At 42.5% G+C, this 24,827-nt stretch carries 16 protein-coding genes and 1 pseudogene; 13 read left to right on the forward strand and 4 right to left on the reverse strand.

Annotated elements, in window-relative coordinates; all coding sequences use genetic code 11:
* Window positions 1-159 precede the first annotated feature (159 nt).
* From BLV86_RS03865 to nudC, 10 genes are all read left to right on the forward strand, one after another.
* A complete protein-coding gene (locus tag BLV86_RS03865; RefSeq protein ID WP_031555104.1) occupies window positions 160-513 on the forward strand; it encodes a cupin domain-containing protein in 354 nt (117 codons plus the stop codon).
* Window positions 514-703: 190 nt separating this feature from the next.
* Window positions 704-1,306 carry a hypothetical protein gene (locus BLV86_RS03870; RefSeq protein ID WP_031555106.1) on the forward strand — a complete coding sequence of 201 codons (603 nt, stop codon included), beginning with the start codon at window positions 704-706 and terminating at the stop codon, window positions 1,304-1,306.
* Between the two features lie 221 nt (window positions 1,307-1,527).
* Window positions 1,528-3,198, forward strand: a complete 1,671-nt coding sequence (locus tag BLV86_RS03875) for an amidohydrolase (RefSeq protein ID WP_090815195.1) — start codon at window positions 1,528-1,530, stop codon at window positions 3,196-3,198.
* 21 nt (window positions 3,199-3,219) lie between these two features.
* Complete coding sequence (locus tag BLV86_RS03880; RefSeq protein ID WP_090815196.1) at window positions 3,220-4,869, forward strand: amidohydrolase; 1,650 nt, start codon at window positions 3,220-3,222, stop codon at window positions 4,867-4,869.
* 167 nt (window positions 4,870-5,036) lie between these two features.
* Window positions 5,037-6,698: an amidohydrolase gene (locus BLV86_RS03885; protein WP_090815197.1), complete on the forward strand. Its 1,662-nt coding sequence runs from the start codon at window positions 5,037-5,039 to the stop codon at window positions 6,696-6,698.
* Between the two features lie 23 nt (window positions 6,699-6,721).
* The gene (locus BLV86_RS03890; protein ID WP_090815198.1) at window positions 6,722-8,353 is read left to right on the forward strand and encodes a carboxylesterase/lipase family protein; all 1,632 of its coding nucleotides are present in this window, start codon (window positions 6,722-6,724) and stop codon (window positions 8,351-8,353) included.
* 94 nt (window positions 8,354-8,447) lie between these two features.
* Window positions 8,448-10,148: an amidohydrolase gene (locus BLV86_RS03895; protein WP_090815199.1), complete on the forward strand. Its 1,701-nt coding sequence runs from the start codon at window positions 8,448-8,450 to the stop codon at window positions 10,146-10,148.
* A 159-nt stretch (window positions 10,149-10,307) separates the two neighbouring features.
* Window positions 10,308-11,939, forward strand: a complete 1,632-nt coding sequence (locus tag BLV86_RS03900) for an amidohydrolase (RefSeq protein ID WP_090815200.1) — start codon at window positions 10,308-10,310, stop codon at window positions 11,937-11,939.
* 90 nt (window positions 11,940-12,029) lie between these two features.
* Window positions 12,030-12,698 (forward strand): GDSL-type esterase/lipase family protein, encoded by a 669-nt coding sequence (locus BLV86_RS03905; RefSeq protein WP_090815201.1) that lies wholly within the window; start codon window positions 12,030-12,032, stop codon window positions 12,696-12,698.
* Window positions 12,664-13,488, forward strand: a complete 825-nt coding sequence (gene nudC / locus BLV86_RS03910; RefSeq protein WP_031555122.1) for an NAD(+) diphosphatase — start codon at window positions 12,664-12,666, stop codon at window positions 13,486-13,488. Before BLV86_RS03905 ends, nudC begins: the two co-directional genes overlap by 35 nt.
* A 260-nt stretch (window positions 13,489-13,748) precedes the next feature.
* Here nudC and BLV86_RS03915 read toward each other — a convergent pair whose 3' ends face one another.
* Window positions 13,749-15,284 (reverse strand): alanine/glycine:cation symporter family protein, encoded by a 1,536-nt coding sequence (locus BLV86_RS03915; RefSeq protein ID WP_090815202.1) that lies wholly within the window; start codon window positions 15,282-15,284, stop codon window positions 13,749-13,751.
* Window positions 15,285-15,474: 190 nt separating this feature from the next.
* Window positions 15,475-15,702 (reverse strand): annotated as a pseudogene (locus BLV86_RS03920) (peptide chain release factor family protein); the annotation flags it as partial.
* Between the two features lie 705 nt (window positions 15,703-16,407).
* Between BLV86_RS03920 and BLV86_RS03925 the strand changes: the two are divergent.
* Entirely contained in the window at window positions 16,408-16,980 is a 573-nt protein-coding gene (locus BLV86_RS03925) for a hypothetical protein (protein ID WP_090815204.1), read from the forward strand.
* A gap of 194 nt (window positions 16,981-17,174) precedes the next feature.
* On the opposite strand, the gene BLV86_RS03930 is transcribed toward BLV86_RS03925, so the two are convergent.
* Both BLV86_RS03930 and BLV86_RS03935 read right to left on the reverse strand, forming a co-directional pair.
* Entirely contained in the window at window positions 17,175-17,471 is a 297-nt protein-coding gene (locus tag BLV86_RS03930; RefSeq protein WP_029202014.1) for a helix-turn-helix domain-containing protein, read from the reverse strand.
* 687 nt (window positions 17,472-18,158) lie between these two features.
* Window positions 18,159-19,484 (reverse strand): ATP-binding protein, encoded by a 1,326-nt coding sequence (locus BLV86_RS03935; RefSeq protein WP_090815205.1) that lies wholly within the window; start codon window positions 19,482-19,484, stop codon window positions 18,159-18,161.
* A gap of 697 nt (window positions 19,485-20,181) precedes the next feature.
* Between BLV86_RS03935 and BLV86_RS03940 the strand changes: the two genes are divergently transcribed.
* Both BLV86_RS03940 and BLV86_RS03945 read left to right on the forward strand, forming a co-directional pair.
* Complete coding sequence (locus BLV86_RS03940) at window positions 20,182-21,813, forward strand: hypothetical protein (RefSeq protein ID WP_090815206.1); 1,632 nt, start codon at window positions 20,182-20,184, stop codon at window positions 21,811-21,813.
* 2 nt (window positions 21,814-21,815) lie between these two features.
* Complete coding sequence (locus BLV86_RS03945) at window positions 21,816-24,818, forward strand: ATP-binding protein (protein WP_090815207.1); 3,003 nt, start codon at window positions 21,816-21,818, stop codon at window positions 24,816-24,818.
* The last annotated feature ends 9 nt before the right edge of the window (window positions 24,819-24,827 follow it).

A 24,827-nucleotide genomic window follows, 5' to 3' on the forward strand; every position in this document is an offset into this window, starting at 1 on the left:
CATATATACTTTTCATGAAAATTTCTCCTTGAAAATGCGTAATAGTATCATAAATGTAACTATGTATTATAAATGTTCGTACTTGTTTGGATGATTCTTAGAGATAAAATGATGATACAGCAAACAAAAACAAATAGCAAACAAATGGAGGAAAACAATATGTCAAATTTTAAAAAAGTAAATGTAACTGAGGACCCAAGAACAGAGCTTCATGATGTACTGGGGCTGACAGGAGCGGAAATAAGCATCAATCATCTTCCTGCCGGAGCAAGTGTTCCTTTTGTACACTCACATAAGAAGAATGAAGAGATCTATATCATCCTTTCAGGAAAGGGCAAAGCTTCTGTAGATGGAGAGGATGTTGAAATCGCAAAGGGCGATGTAGTCAAGATTTCACCCGAAGGAAAGAGACAGTTCTTTGCAGCTGATGATTCAGAGCTTAGCTACGCATGTATCCAGGTTAAGGCCGGTTCAATCGATGGCTACACAGCAGATGATGCAGTGGTATACTAATTCCATGAGCTGGTAATCAGCAGATTCTTTTGAGGCGGTGATACTTGATGATAATAAGACTATAGGTGCCTGTCACTGTGAACTTTTCCCATTAGAAATCGTGAATTTTTGTGGGGAAAATCAGCATCTCTGTGCTATACTCAAGTCAAATAAGGAAGTGGTGATATAAGCCGTGGATAGGAGAGAAAAGATGCAAACGGATAATAACATAGAAAAATTTCTGAATAAAAAGTCATTCCTGAAGCATCGTTTGAATAAGGAGGTTCTTGAAGAGGGGATAGCTTATATTCCATGTTATGTACAAAATATGGACGATATCATATGCAAATACAGCATTAGGGATTGTGTGAGCCTTAACTCTGAGTTTTCGGATTATATTACTGATTTTATTGAGTGTATTCCGACAAAGTATCCTATCGTTCTTGAGATATACGGGTCACAGTTTACCGAGGAGCAAAAAAAGATCATTGTTGACACGATCACTTCGGACGGGGACTATCAACTTGGCAAGATTATACAGGAGAACAGACATCATCGGCTCGTTTTTGGAGAAATGGTGATTGGTACCGTGATCTCAGGCATTCTCCTTTCATTAATTGGAAAATACCTTGGTGATATTCCACAGGAATTTTTCTATGTGTTATTCTGGTTGTTTGCGGATTCTTTTGTCAGATATATTTTTATCGAAAGAGGAGACTATCTTAACCAAAGGATCTGCGCAGGGAGAATTGCAAGCATAAAGGTGGAGTTTATAGAGGACGAAGATAACAGCCTCTGTCTTTCACAGCAGTAAAGAACCGTCATTTTTACGTAAATATAGTATAAATCCGGAAGGTATGTGTCAAATGAAATGAAGAATAGGTAACCTCTTTTTGGTTTTGGTGAGGGTGCATTAACAGTCTTAATAACTTAAGACTGTTAATGCACCCTCATCACTTTTATGTTTTAACGGATTTTTAACATTTATTTAAGTACAATAACTGTATATTGTTTGGCTTAATTAAAGGAGGCGCTATGAAGGCAGACATAATCATAAGAAACGCAAAAATCTTTACATCGAACACGAAAACTCTGCGGGCTACAGCCCTTGCGGTAAAGGATGGCAAATTTATTTATGTCGGCGATGATGCCGGTCTTTCGGATTATGAGGGCGAGGTGACGGATCTTGACGGGAAATTCATAATGCCGGGAATCATCGACAGCCATGTCCATGTTACCATGCCCGTCGGATTTGAGTATAAGGATATGGGCGAGTATATCGTGTGTGACAGCAAAAAGGAAGCGCTTGACTTTATAGCTGATCATATTAAGAACAATCCGGGCAAGGAGAGCTACAATTTCCTTCTGGAGCGTGTTTTTCTGCACGGTGAAGAGATTACAAAGGAAGATCTTGATGCTGTCTGTGCCGACAGTGAGATCATGATCTTAGAGGGTGAGGCACACAGCATATGGGCAAATTCAAAGCTTCTTAAGCGTCATGGCATTACGGATGATATCATCGATCCCGTGCCGGGACTTAGTTACTATGTGCGTAAGGATGGACATATAACAGGAAATATATTTGAAGCGGCTGCGGAAACCCGCTTTCTGATCGATGGTGCGGAAAAACTGACAGATGATCAGATTGATGCCGCCTTAAAGCGTTGGTTTGATTTTTCTGTCAATGCAGGGGTCGTGGGTGTCTTTGATGCCGGTATTCCGGAATGCAATGATTTTCATGAGAGGGTTTACAGACGATTAAAAAAATTTGATGAGGAAGGAGAGCTTCCCGTTTATATAGACGGCTGCTATGTGATCACACAGCCCCGCCAGGTGCCGGAGGCGATAAAAAAGCTTAAGAGCTTTAACAGTGAATTTAATACGAAACACCTTAAGGTGCACACCTTAAAGATTTTCAATGACGGTACCTTAAAGATTGAAACGGCAGCACTTGTGACACCTTATGAAGATACCGGGGACAAGGGAACGGCTGCTTTCAATAAGGATCAGATCGCAGAGCTTCTTATTCAGCTTAATGAGGCAGGACTTGACCTGCACCTGCACACTGTAGGTGAGGGCGCATCCCGTAATGTACTTGACGGTGTGGAGATGGCTAAGAAGGAGCTTGGGGATAAATACCATGTGAAAGTCACCTGTGCACATCTTGAGATTCAGGATGACGCGGATATTGACCGTTTCGCAAAGTTAGGTGTTAACGCCAATTATACGCCCTGGTGGCATGCGGGAAACATGGGCGGAGATCCTTATAAAACATGGTGTAAGCTGCTTGGCGAGGAGCGTGCGTGTAAGATGTACCGCTGTAAGTCGGTCTGGAAGACCGGTGCCAATGTTACATGGTCCAGCGATGATATCCACTATGGTGATTTTAACAACTGGAGTCCATACCTTGGCATGGAGGTCGGAATGACAAGATGGATAAATGAGAAAACCAGAGCTGCCGAAACAGATTGGACCGTCAGAGCAAATCCTTCCGCCGATGAGCAAATGAGTATAGAAGAAATGATACTCGGATATACGATAAACGGAGCAAAGCAGCTTGGTATAGAAGACAGCAAGGGCTCTATTGAAAAGGGTAAGGATGCTGATTTCCTTATTTTTGATACTGACCTGCTTACTGCCAAGCATGAGGGCTTCAGCTATAACAAACCAACAGATGTGTATTTTGCGGGAAAGAAAATAAATTAACAATAAGAGGAGATACAGATAATGAAGGCAAATAAGGTCATCTACGGCAATATCTACACAGTTGATAAGAAAAAGCCCAAGGCTGCGGCACTTGCGATTTCTGACGGAAAGTTCGTCTATGTGGGAGACGAAGAAGGCATGAAGGAATATATTGACAAGGATACGGAGGAGATCCGGTATGATAAAGGTATCATTCTTCCTGGATTTGGAGAGGGACACGGTCATATCGCACCCGGAGGAACGGAAGCACTTTTCTTTGTACATCTAAGTCCCATGGATACCTTACAGGAACATCTTGAAGCGTTAAAGAAGTTCATTGAGGAACGACCCGAGCTGGATGTTATTCAGGGCTCAGGCTTCATACCCACACCGGATATGGGACCAAACGGTCCCACTGCGGATCTGCTTAATGGTTTGACAGATAAACCGATCGTTCTTGCGGATATAGGTCATCATTCTTATTGGGTTAATCATGCCGCAATGGAACGACTGGGAATCGACAAAAACACGCCGGATATAAGTGATGGAATAATCACCCGTGATGATCAGGGAAATCCCACCGGTTATTTCCGTGAAGGTGCCATGGATCTGTTAAAGGAGCTTACCGTGTTCTCGGTTGAGCAGTATAAGGAGGGATTCCTGCACTATCAGGAGGAATATCTGGCTCATGGAGAGACCCTGATCCTTGAACCCATCATCAACTGGGATACTACAGACAATGCCGCACTTGCCTGCCATGAGCTTGATATGGAAGGAAAGCTTAAAATGCATGTCTATGCCGCTTATCAGGTATTTCAGGCGGAAGGTCATGATACGATGGCAGAGATAGAACATGCGGCAGAGCTTAGAAAGAAGACCAGGGGGCGTATGTTCGAGCTTAGCAATATCAAGATACAGATAGACGGTACGATGCCGGGGACACCTTCAACAGCATATATGAAGCAGCCTTACACAGATCCGTGGTCTGTCGAGCATCAGCATCATGGGCAGCTTCGCTTTGACATGGAAACACTTATTAAAATATACAAAAAATCTCACGAGCTGGGATTTACGGTACATGCTCATGCCATAGGAGACGGGGCACTCTGCATGGCTCTGGATGCCATAGAGAAAGCATTGGAGCAGACAGGACCTCACGATTACAGGGATGCCATAACCCATCTTCAGGTGGTAGACAGGGCGGATATACCCCGTATGGCTAAACTAAACGTTATAGCTTCTACAGATCCCCACTGGTTTGATTTCGAACCGGAATATTTTGAAATGATGGTAGCTGTTCTCGGTGAAGAACGTGCTGAAGATCAGCTTCCGATGAAGGCCTTCTTTGATGCCGGAGTTACGGTAACCTCTGCCAGCGATTATCCTGTTACAAATCCAGCCTATCCGCTTACAGGCATACAGAAAGGTGTGATTCGTCAGCTTCCCGGACGTCCGGACACACTGCATAATGCTGGCGAGCGCGTTACTATAGAGCAGATGATCGAAGCGACCACCATTAATGAGGCTTATCAGATGCTTTGTGATGACAGGCTGGGCAGTATTACTGTCGGGAAGGAAGCAGATTTGGTGGTACTTGGTGATGATATTACCAAGTGCGATTCGGAGCATATCCAGGATTCGCCCGTGCTTGGAACCATGGTGGGCGGAGAGTGGGTCTACACTCACGCTTAAAAAGAATGAACGACAATACCGCATTACAGACAATAGCTGATTATGCGGTATTGTCGATTTACAGGTAATATCGGTAAATCTGCTGCGAATACTTAATACGCAGAATAGCAGATGTTAAAGGATTATTGGACTATATGGTGAAATGACGGAGGATTTAAGGAAAAAGTATGAAGGCAGACAGGATCATCAAAAATGCAAAAATCTTCACATCAAATAAAGATATGCCGCAGGCAACAGCTCTTGCAGTGAAGGACGGTAAATTCGTCTATGTGGGAGAGGAGGCGGGCCTTGCTGATTATGAGGGTGAGGTTACGGATCTTAACGGAAAACTTATCATTCCGGGTATCATTGACAGTCACGTCCATGTGAGTCTGGGTGTTGGATTTGAGTATACGGATTTTGGAGTATATGTCGAATGTACAAACAAGAAGGAAGCCATGGACTTCATGGCTGAATATGTGAAAAAGAATCCCGGACTTGACCGGTACAGATTCGAGTTGGAACGTGATCTCTTAAACGGTGAGACTATTGTAAAGGAAGAACTCGATGCAATATGCCCGGACAATGAGCTGCTTATAATGGAATCGGAAGCGCACAGCGTCTGGGTGAACTCAAGGATCTTAGAGAAGCATCATATAACGGACGAAACGCCGGATATAGTTCCGGGGCTCAGCTATTATGTGCGCAAAGACGGTCATGTTACCGGAAATGTATATGAAGCCGCAGGCTGGCGGTTACTTTTTGATCATTTGAAGAATCTTACTGATGAGCAGATAGAAGCGGCCCTCACCCGCTGGATAAAAGACTCCGTAACATTTGGAGTAAGCTGTGTCTTTGATGCGGGATTTCCGGAGCATAACGAGCTTCACGAGCGTGTTTATGCGTACTTAAGAGACCTTGATAAAAAAGGAAAGCTCCCGGTATATGTGGACGGATGCTATGTTCTCACAAGGCCTGAAAAGATGAAGGAGGCAGTGGAAGAGACAAAGCGTTTCCGCCGTGAGTTTGATACTGAGCACTTAAAGGTTCATACATTAAAAATCTTTATGGATGGTACTTTAAAGATACAGACTGCCGCGCTTGTAACACCATATGAGGATACCGGCGCAGTGGGAGCTACAACCTTTGATAAAGAGGGAATTGCAGAGCTGTTAAAACTCCTTAACGAGGCAGGGCTGGATCTTCACGTACATGCCGTAGGTGAGCGTGCGTCGCGTACGATACTGGACGGTGTGGAAATTGCCAGAAAGGAGCTCGGAGATGAATACCATGTGAAGGTCACCTGTGCCCATCTGGAAATTCAGGATGATGCGGACATTAACCGCTTTGCAAGGCTTGGGGTCTTCGCCGATTACACTCCGTGGTGGCATGCAGGCAACATGGGTGGAGATCCTTTTAAGACATGGTGTGAACTGCTTGGAGAAAAGAGGGCACTTTCCATGTACCGCTGCAAGAGCCTTTGGGACAGCGGAGCTACCGTTACTTTCTCAAGCGATGAGGTATTCTTCGGCGATAACTGGAGCCCTTATCTTGGTATGGAAGTAGGAATGACCCGCCACATCACCGATAAGACAAAAGCTCTGGAACACAGCAGGACTAAGGGGGCATATCCGCCCGCAACTGAGCAGATGAGCATAGAAGAAATGATACTCGGATATACCATAAGCGGAGCAAAACAGCTTGGTATCGAGGATAGCAAGGGATCCATCGAGACCGGCAAAGATGCTGATTTCCTGGTGTTTGATACCGATCTGCTTACAGCAGAGCATGATGGTTTCAGCCATAACAAGCCATCAGAGGTGTATATCTGCGGAGAGAAAGTGAACTGAAGTGGAAGGAGGGGAACAAAAAAATGAGTGAAGTTAAGAATCTGATGGCACCGCCCCTGACAGAGGAGACACGAAAAGCTCTTGATGATGCAAGGAAGAAGGCAAGAGCCAGGTATGGTGAAAACAAGAAGATAACTGACGGTAATTATGACAAGTCACTTGCCGTGAAGTGCATAAACGGCACATTTGTAGGCAGAAAATCTGAAAATATCATTGCATATAAGGGTATTCCTTTCACAGCTAAGCCGCCTGTCGGAGAGCTTCGCTGGAAAGCTCCCGTGGAATATTTACCTGATGATGGCATATATGAGGCATACTACAATGCAAAAAGTCCGCGCCAGATGGAAGATATAAGCGAGGGCGGTTCGCTTTATTACCAGAGTGAAGATTGCCTTTATCTGAATGTATGGAAGGCAGAGGGTGAAACCACCGGAAAAAAACCGGTCATGGTATGGATACATGGCGGCGGTTATGCAATGGGCGCAACAGGCGATCCTCTGTATGACCTGGGCAATCTCGCCAAGGAAAACCCGGACGTGATCTTTGCTTCCATTGCTTACAGGGTAGGTGTTTTCGGCTACATTCACCTGTCCCATCTGCCTGATGGCAATGACTATCCGGATGCACAGAATTTAGGCCCCATGGATCAGATGATGGCGCTTAAGTGGATCCATGAGAACATCGAAGGCTTTGGCGGCGATCCCGATAATGTAACTATCTTCGGTGAATCTGCCGGCGCGGGAAGCGTTACCATGCTTCCTCTGGTGGAGGGTTCACACAAATATATCAGGAGGGTCATCGCCCAGAGCGGCGGTCCTTCCATAACAATATCTACGGAAGAGGCCATCGGCTGCACAAATGAAGTGATGGAGATACTCGGTTGTAAAACCGTAGCTGAGCTGAATAAGGTTGATGCGGAAGAGCTCCTTAGGGTGTCGGCGGTGACGGGACTGCGGATAGGTCCGGAAAGAGACGGAAAATATCTGCCGGTTGACCCGTATGATGCGTATGCGAAGGGCGCCATAAAGGATATCGAAATACTTCATGGCTGCAATAAGGATGAAATGAATTATTTTGTCCATTTTATGGGGCCTGAGCTTTTCGGAATGTGGTCTGATGACCGTAAGACGAGAAGGATCGCCGGGCTGCCTGACGAGGATAAGGAACTGATCGAGCGCTACTGTGACAGCGTGGAGGGAGAAAACTACGAAAAAGGCAGCCGTCTTTTCAGCCAGTTATGGTTTAATGCAACGCATATCAGAATGTCTGAGGAGCAGGCAAAGGCCGGCGGTAAGTCATACACCTATTACTTCACGATAGAATCCTCTTTACCGTATGTGAAGTGCTCGCATGCGATCGAGCTTTCATCCGTACTTAACCACCCGGATGATACTGGCCTTACAGGCAGGGTATTTGACGAAACCTTTTCAAAGACGGTGCGGAAAATGTGGGTTCAGTTTGCAAAGACAGGAAACCCGTCACTTTCCGCGGATATATCTCCGGACGGCAAGGCGCATGAATGGCCGCTCTATGATAGGGAGAACAGGGAAGTGATGGTATTCGATGAATTCAACATCCATCCGGAAAAGGAATCCGTGATCAAAATCATAGATTGGGCCAACATATATCCGCTCACCAAATATTTTTATCTTTGACGGAGATCGTTTCTTTACTATAAACATGATGTCAGGGTCAAAAGGTACTTTTGAACCTGACATCATAAATTTTAAGAAAGAGAGGTAGCAAAAAATGTCTCAGACTGCAGACAGGGTTTACAGAAACGCAAAAGTATATTCCATCGCACTGGATGGAACGGAAACACATGCACAGGCGATTGCCATCAAGGACGGCAAATTCGTGTATGTTGGTGACGAGGCGGGAGTAAAGGAGTGGATCAGAGAAAGCACGGAAGTTATCGATTGTAACGGAAAGAGCGTCATCCCCGGTCTTGGAGATGCACATATGCATCTTGCTCATGCCGCAAAAAAATTCGCAACATGCAGTTTCAGTTCTATTGTGCCGGATCCCCAAAAGGACACGCCCGAGGGTGTGATAAAGAGGCTTCAGGACATATTGAGAGCTTATGTCGAGGAACAAAAGGATGCCAAGGTGATCAGGGGACTTGGATGGGACAGAACATGGTTTTCAGGAGGGCTCCAGGGTATCGTGAGACCGTTCACCAGACATGATATTGACGTGGTCGTACCGGATAAACCGGCTGTTCTGATGTCGTACTGTGGACACAGGGTTCTCTTAAATACAAAGGCACTTGAAGCCGCCGGTGTCAATAAGGATACGGATGATCATAACGGGCTGATCGTAAAGGAAGCAGACGGAAGCCCCAGCGGCTATATAAAGGAGCCTGTTACCTTTCTTCCCATAATTGACAGTATTCCAAATTATGATTTTTCACCGGAGGAACACAGGGCTTCTCTGAAGCAGTGCTTTGACATGTTTAACTCAACCGGGTTTACACTGATGTGTGACTGTCAGCAGGGTGCATCTTATCCGGTTCTGACGGAAATGGCAAAAAACGGAGAATTTACCACCAGAGTTTCCGGTGTTCATAATGTCAACGATGCGACAAGGCAGGAAGACATGGAAAGGGCTCTTGCTAACCGCACGAAGTTTGATGTTGGAGACCTGTTTACCGTAAATACGGTAAAATACTTCGCGGATGGGCAGTTTTCAATGATCGAACCCTATGCGGACACTTCGGTGAACCATACGCCGGGTACAAGAGAACCGCTTCTTTGGGATGAGGCGCATATGGAGGAGTCCATGGCACTTGCCAACAAGGAGGGCTTCAATATTCACACACATGCTATGGGAAGCTATGCTATCCACAAAGTGATCGACTGCTATGAGAACGCGCAGAAGCTGTATCCGGACCCCAATATCAGAAATATAATAGCGCATTGCACGTTTATTGATCCGCCGGACAGGGTTCGTATGGGCAGGAGCCATATCATCGCCAGCAATCAGCCGGCATGGTTCAATGATAATCCTACCGAAGAACCGATCATGGTCGCTGACTGGGGCGAGGATGTCGTCAGAAATACATATCCCAGTAAGTCACTGATCGACAATGGTGTGGTGTGTGCTTACGGATCAGATTTCTTTGTCAGTCCCTCCTATGGTATTACGGGTATCCAGGTGGCTATGACGAGAAGACATGTCAGGAGAGATCCGACTTATGAGCTGTTCAAGGATGTTCCGGCTGCCTTGCCGGAGGAATGTGTCAGCCTTAAGGAAGCCCTTCAGGCACATACGATCCATCCCGCCTATCAGGCTCATCTTGAAGATATCACAGGCTCCATCGAGGTTGGAAAATCAGCGGAGCTGGTCGTTTTGGACAGTGACATCGAATCCGTTCCTGTGGAAGGTATTCAGGATATTCAGGTGCTAGAAACCGTATTTAAGGGCAAAACGGTATTCAGGAAACAGTAAAACATATATTAACCACAGAGCTTAAAATATTGCAGGGGCGGAGCATGAGGGATTCAGCTATAACAAGCCGGCAGAGGTGTTCTTCTGCGGAGAGAACGTGAACTGACAGAGTTAGTTTCGTAACTATAAATATAAACAATAAGATAGGAGGATTTACACATGAAACAGACTATTGTTCTCGGCAACATCATCACTATGGATGAAAAGAGGCCCACTGCAAAAGCAGCGCTTGTTAAGGACGGCGTGTTCGCCTATATCGGTGGTGCAGAAGAAGTGAAGAAGCTTGCCGGTGCAGATGCCCAGGTGCTGGATTACGGTGAGAACTTCATCTATCCCGGTTTTTTGGAATCCCACTGCCACTGTTACCTGGCAGGCGACCGAGCGATCGGGCAGGCTAATCTCGCCAAGGTTATCCCAACTGACTACGACAAATACCGGGAGATCATCAGTGATTTCATAAAAAAGAATCCGCAGCGCGAGTTCTACCTGGCAGCAGGGTGGACCGAAAATGACGAATATGTTTCCAAAGCGTATCTGGACGAGATCTGCAGCGATAAGCCGCTGTTTATGCAGACCGGCGGCGGTCACTCCATGCTGCTCAATACAAAGGCGATGGAATGGGCGGGCATTGATGCGGCTTATGCAAAGAAAATGGGCTACGATTTGGTTCACGTGGATGAAAACGGGGAACCAGACGGCTACATCTGTGAAGCACCTGTGTTTGAAGTGTATCCCAAGCTCCCGACTACACTCGAGAATGCCAAGGACTATCTGCTCGCATGGCAGGATATGGCACTTGCAAACGGCTATACAGCAGTGGCCGATGCCGGTACGGAGGTTACCAATGAGATAGCTGTTCAGGCTTTCTATGAGCTGGAGCAGGAGGGTAAGCTTAAGCTGCGTACCTATGCGTATCTTATGTGTCCGGACAATCCGGAGGATCCGAAGGCGGAGGTCGCCCGCATCGCCGCGACCCGCGCAAAATACAGCGGTGAATACTTCCATGTAGTCGGTGTAAAGACGTTCTTAGATGGTGTGACCGAAGCGCACACAGGCTGGCAGAACCAGGATTACGCCGATCAGCCGGGCTACCACGGCAATGAACGCTTCAACGATCATGACAAGATGGTAGAGCTGATCACAGCGGCAGATGCCGAGGGACTTCCGGTACACGTTCACTCCGAGGGCGGCGGCGCGACCCATTTCATGCTGGGCTGCATCGAGGATGCGGAAAAAATTACCGGTGATATGGATCAGCGCAATGTTCTGGCTCATTTGCACTTTGTCACGGACGAGGATATCCGCCGCATGGGCGCAACCCGCTCCATTCCGGCAGTTCCTCCGCTGTGGACTGCGAAAATTCCGGGCTTCTATGAGATTGAGGAATCTTATGTCGGTAAGGAACTGGCAGAAAACTCATACCCGATCAAATCCTTCTTTGATGCGGGCGCATGTACCGTGTTCCATTCGGACTATCCTGTTTCACCGTCCATCAGTATCAGAAACAGCATTTACATGGCTGAAACACGTAATGCGCCAAAGACACTGGGTATAGAGACGTTGCCGCTCAATGTCAAGGAAGCGATCACACGTGAACAGTCCCTGCGTGCCCTTACCATAAATGTAGCATACGCCTGGCACCAGGAGCATCGGCTGGGATCCATCGAGTTCGGCAAGATTGCCAATATGACGGTTTATGATTGTGACTTCCTCCATGACGATATTGAAAAGGTTGCACAGGCAAACCTTGTAGCAACCATTGTGGACGGGGAAGAGGTCTATAAGGCTTGACAGCGAAAGGAGAAGGACTATAGGTGCCTGTCACTGTGAACAGTATAATAATACAAAAGTCATCGGAGAGTTTGCGAAGGGAGGCATGAAATGGAAGATAAGCAGATCCTTTATCTATACGGTGATTCCAATACATATGGCTATAATCCCCTGGCATCATGTTACGAAGATGCCAGATTACCTAAGGATATTCGTTGGCCAACGATGTTACAGGATCGTATAAAGGAATCCATACAGATCATAGAAGATGGTCAAAACGGAAGGTGTCTTCCCGGTTATGAAGCAGAGTTAAAACGTTTTCAAAAAGTTTTGGGTCGGTATGAGAAGCTTGATTACTTTGCAGTAATGCTTGGCACAAATGATCTGCTGAATCAGTCATCACTTAACCCCCTCGAAATTGCCAACCATATGGATCTGCTTCTGCAAGCCGTCAAAGACATTCATGAAGAGTGCCAATGCATCGTCATTTCTCCTCCCATGATGGGATTCCCCGCAGGACATCCCATGAACGCAATTCAGGAAGCAAACGTAAAGTTAAGTAACCTTTACCATGAAGTTGCCGGGAAATACAAAGCAAGGTTCATCGATGCCGGTAAATGGGATATCGATCTGTTTTATGATGGCATTCATCTGACAGAAAAAGGCAACCGGCAATTTGCCGAGCACATGGTGAGTGCATTTAAGATGTGTCAGAAATTAATTTCAAAAAGGAATAGAGGGGATAATGATACAGGATATCGCACCAAGCAGGTTAGATAATTCATTTAAAAACAATTCTATACAGCCTGAAGATACGGCACTTTTCTTTGACAAGGAAGGAAAGCTTCTTATACATGAAAATAACGGAAAGCTGTCATTTCCGAAAGGAAGCGATGCAGAAGGGTTTGAAACAATATACCTGTTTTCAATCGATGATACACGTTATTTTCTTGTTACCGATAAGGAAGCTCATATAAAAAACGATTTCAACTACAGATCCGTAAGAGACCTGCGAAAGACCGGTTCCGGACCGGAAATCTATGCCGTATTTACTGCATATCATTTATGGAAATGGTATGCCGATAATACTTTCTGTGGAAAATGCGGACATAAGCTGAGCTTTGATGACAAGGAACGGGCACTTCGGTGTAAAGACTGTGGCAACATTATTTATCCAAGGATCAACCCTGCAGTAATTGTTGGTGTCACAAAGGGTGACTGCCTGCTGGTGACAAAATACAGACAAGGCTACGGAGGCAATGCTCTTGTGGCAGGATTTACCGAGATCGGTGAAACACTGGAGGAAACAGTTGCCCGTGAGGTGATGGAAGAAACCGGCATCAAAGTAAGAAATATCAGATATTATAAATCCCAGCCATGGGGTATGGCTCAGGATATCCTCGCAGGATTCTATTGCGATGCTGAGGGTAATGCCGAGATTCATATGGATAAGGATGAACTGAGATATGCCGAATGGGTTCAGAGAAATGCTATAGTTTTACAGGAGAATAATCTGAGTCTCACTAATGAAATGATGAAGGTCTTCAAGGAAAACCGCATCAAATTTTAGAAAATACTACCGGGAACGGTTCTCACAAAAGAGGGCTGTCCCCGGTAAATGAGTGCCTGTCACTGTGAACACATACGGACCTGGCACTTATGGACAAGACTAACAGCACAACGATAAAGGAAAAGAACAAGGCTGACAAGACAACAGAAGATGATGCTGATAGTGATGACTAATGCTATAACAAAGAAAATGGGGGTGACGCACCATATCATAAAATGGTGCGTCGCCCCTTTGTGTTTCTAAGATACAAATCTCAAAAATCAGTTTGCCCGGGCCTTATCATCCCATACAGGGACATCGACCCCTATGACAGCCGAACTAAACGGTGTGTCATGCTTTGACTCGAAGTGAACAGTTGCCTTCTTAACATATTTGAAGCCAATGTATAGAAGCGGAATGTTGCAGTAAGCGATCAAAATATTGGCAAAATCGGAAAGATCCCAAAGGGCTCCAAGATCCAGGCCAACGATAGATGTGAGCATTCCGAAACAGATAACTGCGATATCGATAATTCTTATAGCGTTTATAAATACCTTGCTGCGGCTGATTCTGTTTGCACATATCTCAGAGAATGACATAAATCCCAAGAGACAGGTGAATGCAAAAAGTCCGAAACAAAGCGATACCAGCAGTGTAACAACACTATTTAATCCTATTCCCGGAGTAAGCTCTTCAATGGAAGCAAGGTACTTGGGAAGCTTTCCGAGATCCATCCATGCAGCACCATTTTCTGTGAGCCATGCCCGGCCCATGATAACCACAAAACCTGTAAGAGTACAGATAACTATGGTATCAAGGAAAACACCGATGGCCTGAACACAGCCCTGATCACAAGGATGTGCGGCATCTGATGCTGCAGCCGGCATAGTGATGGTACCCTGGCCGGCCTCATTGGACATAAGTCCTCTTTTTACACCCTGCATGAGAGCCGTTCCGAAGGCACCCCCAAAGATGGCTTCCGGCTTAAATGCCTGTGTGAAGACGGCATAGAAAAACCATGGGATCCTCGATATATTGATAAAAATAAGAATAAGAACAGTAATGACGTAAACGACTGCCATAACCGGAACCAACACATCCGTAACCTTTGAAATCTTCTTTGTTCCGCCAAAGGAAACAGCGCAGGTCGCCAGAATAACTACGAGAAATCCAATCCAATATACTGCGTGAGTAGTCGGAAGATCATATCCGCTTACAATGCTTGCAATCTGTCCCATGGCCGATACAGTATTGAAGCCCTGTGCCGGAAAGCATAGGATTGCATATATGATATACATCATAGAGAGCACGACACCGACTATAGCTGAGTTCTTCAGCAGCCTTCTTCCATAGAAGGACATGCCTCCCAGGTACTCATCGTCCTTCTTTTCCTTGAAAATCTGGGATAATGTTGACTCAACATAGGCCGTGGCCATCCCGAAAAATGCCGAGATCCACATCCATAATAGGGCGCCGGGTCCCCCCACAGATACTGCACCTGTTACACCGAGGATATTTCCAGGACCTACACGCATGGCAGTTGAAAGGAAAAATGATGCAAGTGGAGTGATACCCGTTTTCGCCTTACTGTTTTTCAGTACCCGAATACCGTATCTAAACCTTCTAAGTTGTATAAATCTGAGGTTAACCGAAAAGTAGATTCCCGAACCTATGAGCAGAATGATAGCCAGAGAAAAATTTCCTAAAACAGGAATGCCTCGATACCACTCAAAGTTTGTCGGAAAATCCCAAAACAAATCAGAAACAGTCTGAATTCTACTGCAGACCGCAGAAATAAAGGCCAATAACCCTTCCATACTTAATCCCCCCTTTATGACTTTGATGTTAATTCATTATTATAATTCTCAAATCGTTACCCGCAACATTTAATTATAAATGTATAAAGCACTAATCTTTATATTGAAAGAGATGAGCATTAGGATCCGAAAGCTTTTATATGAAAAGGTGCTGTTGCACTAAAACGCGACAGCACCATGTTTTAATACCTTATTTTGTCTGGGTGAAGCCCATGCCTTTATAGACTCTTACCGGATTTCCTCTTACGATCCTTGTATGTTCACGCCAGGCATCATTTGTCTGCTTGGCATGGTTTTCTGCTTCTTTTGCTGCAAGGATGACATTAAGTTTATCAAGAGCATCCCTTCTGTTAAGCTGCTGGGTCCTCTCTGCTGTGGAAGTCACTGTGATACCTGTGGGGATGTGAATGAGACGGACACCGGTCTCTACTTAATTTACATTCTGCCCACCGTTCCCACCGGAATGGAAGCGCTCGAATCGTATATTCTGATCCTTGCAGATCTCTTCTCTTTCAGGGATGATACTTACATCCACGAACCAGACCCATAGGTGCCAGTCCCTGTGAACGATTGTTCACAGGAACTGGCACTTATGGAGGCAGAATATAGTAGTTTACAATTTATTTAACCTGGTACTATAAACTCTAGATTTTGAGACCCTGAAACAAAATACTATATCTAAGCTCAAAAAGCCCTTTCGGATGCGATGATCCGATGGGGCTTTTTAAATTCATATCTCGATTTATCATTAACCTTCTGCCTGACTTTTGAGTCTTAGAATGTTATTAAACCTTTCATCTGTAGATTACTCCAATACGGTTATAGTCTAAAAACAGACGATATGAAAATCTGTTGGACTATGATATGATGCTAAGGTCTAATAGACATTCAACGATTATAATCTTGAAATTCTTTTCAGAATGATCATTCCCGATTATACAAATTTTATTATCAGCTTTGCGCAGAACTGATATATAATCAAGGCGAGAGGTTCATATCTTTCTCGCTGTACTTTAGGAGCAGATATGGAACAATTTACAGGATTGGGGAAAATCTTGAAGCCCAAAATGAAGATAAACCTGGGTATGATTTGCCGCTAAGGGCATTATTCTATTGTTGCCGTATGATCTCTGCACAGCAGGGTGTTGAATTTACCACAGACAGTGATGATCCGGTAAAGTATGGAAACATAAAGAAAGTGTATTCCATCTGGCTATGTACAGAAGCGGCGAAGACCAGAGCGAATTCTATCGAGATTTACGATATTAACAGAAGATTTCTGTATGGTAGTAATTCAGATAGTCCGAGGTATGATATCCTTAATGCTATCATCATTTATATCAGTGAAAAGCATGATTCAGAAAAAGCGGAAAATGGATTGATCCGGATGCTTACATATCTGTTTGACGAACATGTCAATGTGGCAGATAAGGTCAGGAATCTGAAATCAGTGTATGGACTTAATGTAACAAAAGAAGTAGAAAGTGAGGTGACAGATTTGTGTAGTTATGCAGATGCTATTGAGAATAAGGGCATAGAAAAAGGTTTAAAAGCATTAGTTCATAGTCTAAAGGTATATGTTAAAGACTTTGATGAATTATATACCGCTGTTATAAAAAATGAAGACTATAAGAAGGTTTCCAGAGAAGATGTAATGAAGTATTATTGTGAAACTGAGACTCCTGTAAATTCATAGTTTATTGTAGCCGAAATCAAAATTTTTATAAAATCAGGTACCGTTTATTGATAAGAAACTAATTACGGACGTAATATTATCTTAACGATAAGCGGTGCCTCTTTTTTAACGATTTAAGTAATCCTAAAAGACACTTTGGTCGAAGAACCATAGGTGCCTATCACTGTGAACAGCACCTATGGTGTTCAATTGTTTTAACCTATACTCGTTTCTTTTTGTGGGACAAATTCTATTTTTAAGGCCATATGTAATGCCTGAGCTATTCTTTGTAAAGTCTTTACAGATGGATTTCCGGTTCCATGTTCCAATCTGCTTATATCAGCCTGTGATATTCCTGTGGCATCTGCCAATTGTTTTTGTGTCATTCCATTTTCTTTCCTGGCATCAATTAATGCCTGTATTAGAGAATACTCAGGTTCAAGTGCATCATATTTCTCTTTAAAAACAGGGTCTTTAAGCTGTTCTTCTATGAAGTCATTTAAGGTTGTCATTTATTCTCCTTCCTGGCATAATAATCAGCCCTATATGTCTTTGCTAATTCGATTTCGCTCTATAGTTTCAATAATATGTGTTTTATCACATATCGTCAATTGCTTTTATTAATTTTTTTGATAAAGTGGGAATTCTTTTTGAATAATAGACTATTATTTCTTTTGACTTGAGAATCATATCATGGTCTAAGGAAAATGCATATGGTCTGTTTTTAGACCATATAGAAATATTGGATATTCAGTTTCCTTTCAGCATCCGGTGATATTATATGACCATCAGATGAGGAACATCTGATACCCCAAAATGTTTTTTCATACTCAAGCCGGCAGCACCCAAATCTGCCGGCAACCCTCTGAAAACCGATGATCAGATAATATGCATTCTATCATCTTTATATCATATATTTGCCGGTTAAATTCGAAATGAATTTGGCCGGTTTTTCTTCGTGAAGAAAAAAAACATTTGGATATATTGCCTTCGTAAGCCTTATAAACCATTGGTGCCTGTCACCTATTTATGGAGGAAGCCAGTGTGATCTTAAATGACGAAGATCTGGATCTGGCGACCGGAGGAACCGCTTATTTTAAATTTATGGAAGAGATACCAAAGTAACTACAGAAACTCATCGGAGGAGTCGCATCAATATGGGGCGGCTCCTTTTTTATGTTGTCAATAGATGTAAAAAACTATAGTCCAACGTTATCCATAAGAAAGTCAAACAGATCTATAATCATAATTCCCTTCTCATCATAAGACGGTTTTAATCCTGTTTTTGCAACAACAATCTTTTTAAAAGAATCATCAATATAGTAGAGGCTCTTCTTTTCCTGCAACTGTTTACCGGCATCGTCCATCGAAAGTGCTGATTGAATATAGTATTTTATATCTCCTTTAGAGGCTATAAAATCTACTTCCAGTGCCTTCTGCGCATATATATACTTTCCATTAATATCTATTCTGTCGGTCTTCTCACTGACGTTTACTTCCCCAACATCAATATTAAAACCTCTGTATCTAAGCTCGTTATATATGATATTTTCCATAATATGAGTCTCTTCAATCTGTCGGAAGTTCAGTCTGGCATTCCTTACCCCTATATCTTCAAAGTATAACTTAAATGGAGCCCCAATATACTTTCTTCCTTTTATATTGTACTTGCTGACCTTGGATATAACGAATGCATCCTCAAAATAACCCATGAAATTAGCAATCGTGTCATCGGTAATATCTTTTCCCATCACGCTTTTAAAAGTGTTTGTGAGTTTACTTACGTTTACCGGTGAACCAACCATTGAAGCTATGATATTAAATGTATCTGCCAGTTCAGTTTTCTTTTTTATTTTATTATGGGCTATTATATCTTTAAGATAAGTTTCCTCGCATAAAGAATTTAGATAAGATATCTTTTCATCATTTCCCACCATCTGTGCAACAAGCGGAATCCCACCGGTTCTGATATACTCTTTCCATGCTTCCTGTGGATTTATGCTCTGCCCTTGCATATACTCAGAAAAAGAAAGCGGTAAAACATGTACAATTGTGCCTCTGCCCTTAAACTCTGTAGCTATGTCCGACGAAAGAAATCTTGAATTCGAACCTGTAACATAAACATCTAAGTTCTTATGACGCAAAAAACCATTCAAGGTGCCGAAAAAATTATCCAGAAGCTGAACCTCATCAAGCAGTAGGTAGAAATCGTCTTCGTCATTGGTCCTATCCTTGATATATGCCCTGAATTTCTTGGCATTTATATAATAAATCCCATTTTTCTTTTCAAGTTTTGTCTCTTCATCAGGAAAATACGAATCAAGCAAATCGATATCCTCATCGGCATCAAAAGCAAACCTGATAACATTGGTGCTTGGCACGCCATTAGCCAAAAGATACTTATAATACAATTCATTCATAAGATATGATTTTCCTGAACGTCTTGCGCCGGTTATCACTTTGATCAGGCCGTTTTGTCTTCTTTCAACAAGCCGGTCTATATATTTTGCTCTATTATATTCCATGTTTACTCCATATTTTTAAAAGACTTTGAAAATATTCGATTATATTTTACCACTCATCAAATTATACGACAATGTTTTACTCGAAATTTTCCAAAGTCTTTATGATATATATATTATATGTCTTCAAGAAGACATAGCGTCAATTTAAAGCCGGTTTCTAATGGCCTTTTTCAATTATTAAATAATCATAAACTCATTATAGATGTGCATTTTTTTGTTGTGTATGTAAGTAGAATTAAGATATCGAAGCAAAAGACCGGATATATATAATGTAGAATCTGAGATCGTCTTTGACAGTGTGAAATATGACCGGAACGAGAGAAAGACAATCTTCTTCCTGTATGATGATCCGGTAGGTTAGATCCGGACTGAGTACTATAGCTTCACTGCGCCGGGGAAGAAGAATGTAGAGAGTGGATGGAATGTATGAGAAAACTGTGAGGGTGAAAGAAGAGTACTATCCAACACGTAGACATTCACTTTAATTGCGTAATTTATCCTTATTATTCAAGCAGCATTAAGCTGATGTTGATTGTGTTTGAGCCGATATATTAAACGAGAATATTCCTTTTGAATAACAGAATAATATTGGTACTGTGTACCATTCGGGACTTCATTTTTAATCAGTTTTAGATATTTTTTTTGCATGTGATATTTAAATATTTTAGTGAACAAATAGGAAAGGAGGCATTACTTCGTGGTAAAAGCTGAATTATTTTATAATCCATATCTTCTTGAAACAGAGGTTCGATTCAACGGAAATCCCCCAAGAATAAACAGTCTTGTAGAGAAATATCAAAAAGAAAAACTTCAAACCTGGGTGAATAAGATTCCTTCAATATTCTACGATGAGATGAACGGATATAATTTTGAACTGGACTTTACCGGGACAGAAATGGACTTTGAAGAGTTAAAAAAATCTTTCCTACAAGCTGGGGTCGGAAAAGACCTTGTACAGCTTTTTCACAAGGGCAATCTCGACAGCAGACAGGAAAAATCTCATTCTATAGATGAATTTTTGCAGTGGCTTGACGATACACCCAACAGAAAGTTTGATTTACATTCATTCAGAGACCGCAACAAAGAATTATTTGATAGTGCATATTCATTTGTTGTAATAGGGGGATTAGTAAATCCTGACAGTATCTTTGCGGATATCGACATATCCGTGGAGAATGTTGAATCGGTAGATGAATTACATAAAACGGATCTTCATAGTACCCCGGTTCTCTTTTATATTGATCGCAAAACAACTAGCACATTGCAATACAATCTATTGGAGCTTTTGAAGAGAGATGATATCACACAGGATCAACTTTTCTTCATGATAAGTCCTACTCTTGGAGAAAAAGCCGAAAGAGATATACGAGATCTGGGTGTTAAAAAGCCTCAGGTAGTAACATCTGTTGATGACCCTCTTATCTTTCGATATTTTGAACTTTTTCCTATATCAGAATATATTTATGATTCAATTAACGTGTTTCGTACACAGGCTGATGAGTTAGGGGCCATTCTTGAAGAAGAAAATAAACAGAGTGAGATAACCAACCGGGATATCCATGAAAAGATTAAAGAGTTGGATGGTATTCTGACCAATTTAAAAATAGCCAATGACCATTTTTTCAATAGAGAAAATCTTGATCTTCCGTTAGATTTGATAAGAGCCAAATCATATTTGATCGACAATATAAATCAATGGAAAATTAAGAAGACAAAAATCGCAGATGTGGCAGAGGCCAGATCATTAGCTTATGAATTTGAATCAGAAGTTTTTAGGTTTTTTGATGATTTCAAGCATTCTGTAAATCAATTCTATTTTATGCAATGTGCAACACTCCTGACTCTTTGCGATGAATGGTACAAGAGTGCTCAAATTAAAGAAGATTATAACGTTAAAGAGATAGTAGCTTCTGAACTAACTGAACACTCGGTACATCGAATAGCTGACGAATTATTGAATATAAAAGAAGAACAATATGTCATACCAAAAAATGATTTTTTCGGAAAATTATTTAAAGCTTCCGAAGAATCACCTCAAGAACCGGTTCTGGAAACAATATACTACTATGAAAACTGGCGTTCACATGCTGCTAGTGTTGTTGGACCGGTAGCAGATGACATGATCAATGAAGCCTATTATAACTTACAAAAGTATTTCTCTGAATTGTCCGATTGTTACATGGAACAAATAGCTGTTCTTCTTCAGGAAGTAACTGAAGAAAAGGAACTTGTATCATCGCAACTTACGGAAGATGAAAAATTACTACAAGCAGATAACGATTGGCATACTACTTTCTGTGATAAGCTCCAAGATATAGCGAGGTCCTGATTATGAATGAAATACAAGAGCACATGTCCGCCGAAATAGTCACTCAGGATATGACTATGGAAAACCGTCTTGCAATTATAGAGGATGGTATCCGGAAAAAGTATCTATCCAGATTGACAGAAATGCAAATAGTTCCTGTCGGTGAACTTCTACCGTTGGAAGAGGATTTAATCCAGAATATCCGCCTTTTTCATGTTACCGAGATGGTATATAAAAAAGGTGAACCTGTTACGGATAAGTTCACAACTGTATTTAATACTCTTTCAACATATAATGCTACCGCATTCATAATCATGGATTCCGACGGTCAAAAGACAGATTTTTACATCGGTGTCCGTAATATGGAAAAGGATGAATTGCAGAAGCGTTCAACCGTTACCCTTGGTGACACACTGAAGAATACATTCATTGGTCACTTCCCCGGAATGAAGATCTTAGGAAAGGACAGACAGCATATTGCTGCTCTGTCTGAAAAGATCATAAAGCAACAGAACGTTACATCAGTAAGCATTGTCGGGAACAGTAAGTCTTCAACAGAACAAACTAATGAACAGTTTGTTCAGGGGATAGAAAAGCTGGCTCTGGCGATGCATGGACGCCAATTCATAGGTCTTATTGTGGCAGAAAACCAACCTTCACAGATGATCCAGATGCTGCGGAAGGAATATCAGGATCTATATACAAAGCTCTCTCCTCTTCAAAAAGTACAATTATCTGAGAGTACATCCAATACTACGTCCAAAAGCAAGTCATTTGCCGAGATGAATGGACAGCAACGAGCAGCACTTTTGGGAGGAGTACTTACTTCATTGGGCGGTGTAATCGGAGGTGCCATTGCAGGAGGAGCAATAAGTCCTTCAATCGGAATGACTGGCGGCGCAATGGTTGGTGGTCAGATTGCAGGACAGCTGAGCGGTTTCATCAATACTTTGGCCCCCACTGAACAGCAGAGTGAATCCCTCAGTACTTCAACATCAACTACAACAGAAAACAAAGTAGTAACTGATATGCTTCAAATGCTGGATGATTCTTTGAAACGTACGAGGGAATTTGACAGTTATGGCATGTGGAATGTTGCTGCATATTTTCTTTCTGATGATATGTCAGCGGCTGAGATTGCTGCCAGCAATTATCGTTCTCTTATGAATGGTGAGAACTCCGGAAGAGAAGTCTCATCAATAAATTCGTGGAGAAGCAATAATCCGAGAACAGTTGGTAATTATCATGATTTGACCACATATCTTTCCCGTTTTCTTCATCCGCTCTTTTATTACGGTAATAATGACCAATACGGTGTAATGACAAATGCTACTACTACTATTACCGGTAAAGAACTCGGAATTCACATGGAGCTACCCAGGGCCACTGTATCCGGACTTCCGGTCATTGAGCATGCTGAATTCGGCAAAGAAGTTACTGCCTACCACCTGTTTTCAAAGAACACTGTGTCACGTCCGGAGGACAGAATGACACTTGGCAGAGTGTTTGATCTTGGAAAGATTACAAACAAAATTGTAGAACTCGATAATAAGAGCCTGAACATGCATACATTTATTACCGGATCAACAGGATCAGGTAAGAGTAATACCGTTTATCAGATGCTGGCTGAGCTTCATCAGGACAGAATTCCGTTTCTTGTTGTTGAGCCGGCGAAAGGCGAGTATAAGGATGTTTTCGGAAACTGGCCGGATACTAATGTATATTCTACAAATCCACGAGTAGCAGAACTTATTAATATCAATCCTTTCAGGTTTCCTAAATCTATACATGTTCTGGAGCATGTGGATGGATTGGTTGAAATCTTCAGTGTCTGCTGGCCAATGTATGACGCTATGCCGGCTTTTTTTAAGGACGCCATCTTACAATCCTATGAGGAGGTGGGCTGGGATCTTGGTTCTTCTACCTTTGATGGAGCAGAACCTGAATACCCCGATTTTGAAATTCTTATCGATCAACTAAACAAATTGATAGAAAGCTCTGATTATGCTTCTGATATAAAATCAAATTATCGTGGAGCACTGATAACCCGTGTTAAATCATTGACCGTCGGGCTCAATAAGTTCATATTTACGACAGAACAAACACCATATAAAAAGCTTTTCGATGAAAACTGCATTATTGATATAAGCAGGGTCAAGTCTACAGAGACAAAAGCTCTCATTATGGGGCTTATGGTTTATATCCTGAATGAGTACCGAGTTGATCAAAAGACAGAGAATAATAATGGATTAAAGCATGTCACTGTTCTTGAAGAAGCTCATAATCTGCTCAAAAACACTAAAGGTGGCGGAGAATCCGGGTTAGTGGGAAAATCCGTTGAGATGCTCACTCAGACCATTGCGGAAATCCGAACATATGGTGAGGGATTTATTATAGTTGATCAGTCACCATCTTCTGTTGATATTGCGGCAATAAAGAACACTAATACAAAGATCGTTCTCCGTACTCCGGAAGCAAATGACAGGGATGCTATCGGACGTTCGATAGGTCTCACCGTGGATCAAGTGAATGAAATAGCAAAACTACCAAGTGGTGTAGCTGTTGTTTATCAAAATGACTGGGTCGCTCCGGTTTTGACCATGATTGATAAAGCAGCTGTCACAGAACGGCCTTATGTGCCGGATAGAAGGACAGTTATTCGAACTGTAAGTTCCGCAAGAATATTTATCTTAAGGATGCTTATGCAACCATGGATTGGTAAGGGAAGGATAGATGAACAATCCTTAAAAGACTCTTTGAAAGTACTCGAAATATCACGCGGAGCAAAAAAGGTAATCTCCACATTAATAGATGACTACACACTCTTCAATGGACTTCTAAATTGGAAAACTGCAGATCTCCCTAAACTGCAGGAACTAGTCCAGGAAGTAATAGGCATAGATAATAAGGACTTTATGAATTTTAATACCCCTAAGGAATTACAGGTATTTGTTGAAAACAGACTGAAGCAGTGTTCTTCTGAAGAAATCAAGAACATCTGCTTTGTGTTAACATCAAAGGAATGAGGTGCACTT

This window comes from Oribacterium sp. KHPX15 (assembly GCF_900107835.1).
GTDB lineage: Bacteria > Bacillota > Clostridia > Lachnospirales > Lachnospiraceae > Oribacterium.